This is a genomic window from Pseudoalteromonas sp. TB25, from assembly GCF_000497995.1.
In the GTDB taxonomy this organism is placed as follows: Bacteria; Pseudomonadota; Gammaproteobacteria; order Enterobacterales; family Alteromonadaceae; genus Pseudoalteromonas; species Pseudoalteromonas distincta.
The window spans coordinates 1-4,766 of sequence record NZ_AUTI01000151.1; the positions used below are offsets into that span (position 1 = coordinate 1).

Genomic DNA, 4,766 nt, shown 5'->3' on the forward strand with positions numbered 1-4,766 from the left:
TCCGTTCTGCTGTACCGAACCTTATCAGATCAACCGGCCAAGATAATTGTCGCTAGACCGGCCACCGTAATTGTCGCTTAATATAAGGGAGTTTCATAGCTTTGCTGCCATAAAGATAACTGCTCTAAAGCGCTCGCAATTATCCATTTTCCAAGAGGGGCTATTAATCGGCACTCTTCAGCAATAGGAATAAATTCATCAGGAGTATAATGAATGGTTGTATCTGGCCAACGGATAAGGGCTTCGACACCTGTCATTATTTGTGTTTTTGAACAATAAACAGGTTGATAAAATAGCCTAAAGTTTTTTTCCTCTATATGCTCTTTTATACTATTTTGAATATCCACTCGGCGACTAAATTCGTACTGATATTGCTCTTTGTAAAAGCTAATTCTACTTTTACCACTTTGCTTTGAGCGATACATTGCAATGTCAGCACATTTTAGCAGTTCATGAGATTCAGTCGCATCGTTTGGGTATAAAGCACTTCCTATACTAACACTGCAATTTAAAGTTCTACCTTCATGCAAAAAGGGTTTAGACACTTCAGCTAGTATTCTATTTGCTATCATACCTATTTGATTAATATTGCAAATTCCACCTATTATAACTGCAAATTCATCACCACCTAATCGAGCAAATCCTTCATTTTGTCTCAGGCAACTATGAATTCTTTCTACTGTTTGTATTAAAATTTCGTCGCCGACACTATGGCCAAGCGTATCATTAATATTTTTAAAGTTATCTAAATCTAAAGCAAGTAACGCCACGCAGTTTTTAGCACGTTTATTGTTAGCTATCATTACTTTTAGTATTTCTTCAAAATGATATCGATTAGACAAACCAGTAAGCTGATCCCGTTCTGCCATATGCTTTACAGCAAGATAACTGTTGTGCATACGTTGTTCTGCCTCGAAGCGTTTTTTGGCATATATAAGTGCTTTATTTAAACTGCTTCCTGTTATATCTCCTTTAGGTAAAAAATCTTGAGCACCGGCTTCTATACACTCAATTGCCAAGGTTGAATTTTCTGAAGAGCTGATCATGATAATTGCGGTATTACCGAGTTTAGGTTTTTTGCGCATTTCAATTAGCATTTCAATACCGTCTTCTTTGGGCATATTATAATCGAGTAAAATTATGTCAAAGTGGTTGTTTTCAATTACTTTTAACCCTTCGCAAACGCATGTTACTTCAGTGATGTTATGAAGTTGAGAGCCATCAGAAATAAGCATTTTTTTAATTAATTTGCGATCAACTAAGTCATCATCAACAATTAAAATATTCATACGTTCCTTCTAAGAGCAGCATCAACATGATGCTCGTTTATAATTGATAATTTCATAGTTAAAATTTTGGCCAATAAATAGTGAATGTACTGCCAAGCTTTCCACCGGAGGCTACTTCAATTTTTCCCCTGTAATTAATAATGAGCTTATTGGCAATGCAGAGTCCAATGCCGCTACCTTCAACGTCATCTCGAGATTGTAATGTTTGAAATAACTTAAATATGAGTGAAAAATATTTAGGGTCAATTCCAGGGCCATTATCTTTTATTTCAATAATGTAATATTGATTAGAGGGGATAAGTGAAATGTCGATAACCGAGTGCTCTTTATTGTTATGTTTTATTGCATTACTAATAAGATTTTGAAAAACAGTTTTAAAAGGGATCAGTGGTATATCGAGTACTTCGTTATTGGCATGTATATCAACAGTGACAGCTTGTGGAACTTCTAAAATTTTTTCTATATCTTGGTAAAGACTTTCTAAAGATATGTTTGCACGAGTTGAATCACAGCTATTTATTCTCGAGTAGCTTAGTAAATCTTCTAGGAGTACTTGCATTCTATTAGCTCTGCTGAGCACAAGCTGAAAATTTTCTAGGTGCTCTTGAGGGAGTAAATCTTTGCAATCATCATAAACCCATTCTAATAAACGTTTTATAGCATTTAATGGTGACTTGAGATCGTGTGAAGCAATACTGGTAAATTCATCAAGTTCATCGCTCATTTTTTGTAATTTTTTAATTAAGCGATCTTTTTCAGTTTCGTCTTTTTTGTTTTGCTCGCAAATTGTTGAATTATACTTAGCACTGTTTATTTTATCTAATAAGTTTTTACGTTGGACTAACTGATTTACAAAGTTTTTTTGTAAACTATTTAAAATTGATTTTTCTTTTTCTGTAAGTAGTGAATCACTTGCTCGCTCGAATATCAACCATCCAAACTTAAGGTTTGAGGGCAATATAATAGGCGATATAACTCTAAATATTTTAAGGTCATGCTCAATAATCGATTCATTAAAAATATCATCAGCTAGTTGCTCTTCAGCTACTGCTATTTCTGAACCTGATTTATATAGCTCAACGACACCTGAAGGCTGATTAGCAACAATAGAAAATGAGCTCGCATCAAAAATATTTAAAATTAGCTCAGCAATGTTTTTTATGTTTGTTTGAATGTCATTATCAAGAGAAGTTGTTAATTGCTGCTCATCTATTAATGATACACCTTCTATATAACTCTCTACATTGGGCATTCAAACTCCTACAACAGTATTAAATATGCCTCATTAAAATGAGATGCAACAAATGATTAACTTATTGTAGTTGATTATTTTGAATGCGTTGAATAATTTGCATTATAAATAGACTTCAAATTAGGGTTTTACCTTATTATAGTCAGCAGGTTATGAATCAATTTTAAAATAAGGCAAAACTCAATATGGGTGTGAAATTTGTAACTTAATAAATAACTATTATTTAGGGTAGTGGTATTACTAAAGATCAACATGCCCAAGTAAAAACAGCATATTTAATCGCTCATTTGTACAATTGTTTGCGCTACGCTAAATAAGGTTTTATGCGTATCCATTGCTTGTTTTTGTAGCTGTTTATGGGCTTGCTCTTCGGTGAGCTTTAACTGCTCAATAAGTATGTACTTGGCTTGGTGAATTACCTTTTGCTCACTAATAACTTTTTTAGCGTCAAGTAACGCTTGGTTTATTTGTTTTATATGCTGGCTTTGCTCGATAATTAAATCATACATAGTTTTATTACTGTTGAGCTTATCGGCCGCTATATTTTGGTTTACTTCTGGCTCTGGTTGCTTAATGGCTAATTGGCCAAAAGTAGGGGCTATGTGTTGCTCTGCCATATTGTTAAGTACTTGCTTATTTGTATTTAAACTACGTTGAGCAAAGGCTATTTGCATTGCTGCGGTATCAATTAATTGATCTGCTATATTTTGTTCAATTTTGTGCATTATATCTATGCGCGTAGTGGTTACTTCGTACCATACTTCGCTTAGTTGCGAGAGCGGTTGAGCATTCTCGTCATCGAGTTTTTGCAGTAAACTTCTAAGTTGCTCTACCTGATTATTAACCTGATGTGTTGTTAGTGTGGCAAAGCATTTTAAAAGGTGCGCATCGGCGTACTCATTAAAAAAGTCAAAGCTGTGGTTTTGCTCTTGTTCAAAATGCGCGAGTTGTTGTTTTTGCTCAGTGGTAAATTTACTCGCTGCAAATGCTTGTGCACCACAGGCGCGCTCTTGTCCTGCGTACTCTTTACCTTGCATAAAATTGAAAAATGCGACTAACAAACGCGTTATTTTAGGATCGCTTGCGCCATCTGCTGCCTCTAAAATAATATTGAGTAAACTAGCAATTAACTGAGTGAATGACTGCGTAGCATGCACTGCACTAATGTTTTGTTGTGCTATTTGATTGCGTAGTTCGGGCAATGCGTCAAGTGTTTGCAGGCTATAGGTAATTAAATTAAATAACCGAGTATGACCAGTATCGGCGTTGTCGTTTATAAATGTTTGTTTAAGAGAATCATAAAATGCAGTTTGTGCGCTGCTGCTTAAAGGGATTTGTTCTTGTAATTGGGTTTTAAATCGCTCGCGATTTGAGGCCAAAAAGATATTACTCATTGCACGTTCTTTTTGTAACTGATGTACAAAATCGCCTAACTTAGTAAGCGAGGCACAACTGTTTTGTAATTGCTTTAGCGCGTGTATTTCTTGATACTTAGCCGCTAATAAAAACTGTTTTGTGAGAGGGTTGCTTGTCGCCATTGGTATTATTCCACACTTTTTTGTTTTTAAAGTGCAACCACTGTTCCAATCATTAATAAATTTCATCATTGAATTTAAAATCAAGCTAATACAATTGCTTAAAGTATTATTTTTATTTGTCACTGTGTTTCTATAATTTAACTTGCCATTACTTTTAACTTATTTGGTGCATTTAAGTATGTTATTGCACACAACTTGAACCCAAATTAAAAACAAAAAAAGCGCCTACTCCTGGGGAGGTAGTAAGCGCGAAAAGTGCATTATTCATTTTACGTCATGCGTTAACATTTACACTGTTTAGTAACTCAGGACTAATAGCCATTTTATGATTTATTACTTCACCAATCATAATTAGGGTAGGGCCTTGAAGGTTGTGTTTAGCATGCTCATTTACTATTTTCTCAAGCGTACTGGTAATTACTTTTTGCTTAGTACTAGTGGCATTCTCTATTAGTGCGATGGGTGTATTACTTGGCCAGCCCACTGATTGCAAACCGCAGCTTAGCGTTTGTAAGCGCGAAAGCCCCATATAAACCACTAAAGTGGGGTTGTTGTTTGCAGGCATAAACGCGTAATTTTGCCAATGAGGTTGCTTGTTAGGATCGGCAAACTGCGCTGTTAAAAATGTAACACTACGCGCTACATCGCGTGCAGTGAGCGGAATACCCGTATAAGCGGACGTAGCAC

At 35.4% G+C, this 4,766-nt stretch carries 4 protein-coding genes; all 4 read right to left on the bottom strand.

Translation table 11 applies throughout. The features are described 5' to 3' along the window. Positions 1 to 77: 77 nt before the first annotated feature. Positions 78 to 1,289 (bottom strand): GGDEF domain-containing response regulator, encoded by a 1,212-nt coding sequence (locus L652_RS01000000123200; RefSeq protein WP_253951843.1) that lies wholly within the window; start codon positions 1,287 to 1,289, stop codon positions 78 to 80. Between the two features lie 58 nt (positions 1,290 to 1,347). Then, complete coding sequence (locus L652_RS0103300; RefSeq protein WP_024594749.1) at positions 1,348 to 2,541, bottom strand: ATP-binding protein; 1,194 nt, start codon at positions 2,539 to 2,541, stop codon at positions 1,348 to 1,350. Positions 2,542 to 2,816: 275 nt separating this feature from the next. Next, positions 2,817 to 4,079, bottom strand: coding sequence for a nitrate- and nitrite sensing domain-containing protein (locus tag L652_RS0103305; protein WP_024594748.1), 1,263 nt, complete (start codon positions 4,077 to 4,079; stop codon positions 2,817 to 2,819). A gap of 274 nt (positions 4,080 to 4,353) precedes the next feature. Further along, a partial coding sequence (locus L652_RS0103310) for an SAM-dependent methyltransferase (RefSeq protein WP_024594747.1) occupies positions 4,354 to 4,766 on the bottom strand: 413 nt, incomplete at its 5' end.

Coding starts and splice junctions, on each gene's coding strand:
- L652_RS01000000123200 (WP_253951843.1), bottom strand. CDS start 1,289: ATGAATATTTTAATTGTTGATGATGACTTAGTTGATCGCAAATTAATT.
- L652_RS0103300 (WP_024594749.1), bottom strand. CDS start 2,541: ATGCCCAATGTAGAGAGTTATATAGAAGGTGTATCATTAATAGATGAG.
- L652_RS0103305 (WP_024594748.1), bottom strand. CDS start 4,079: ATGGCGACAAGCAACCCTCTCACAAAACAGTTTTTATTAGCGGCTAAG.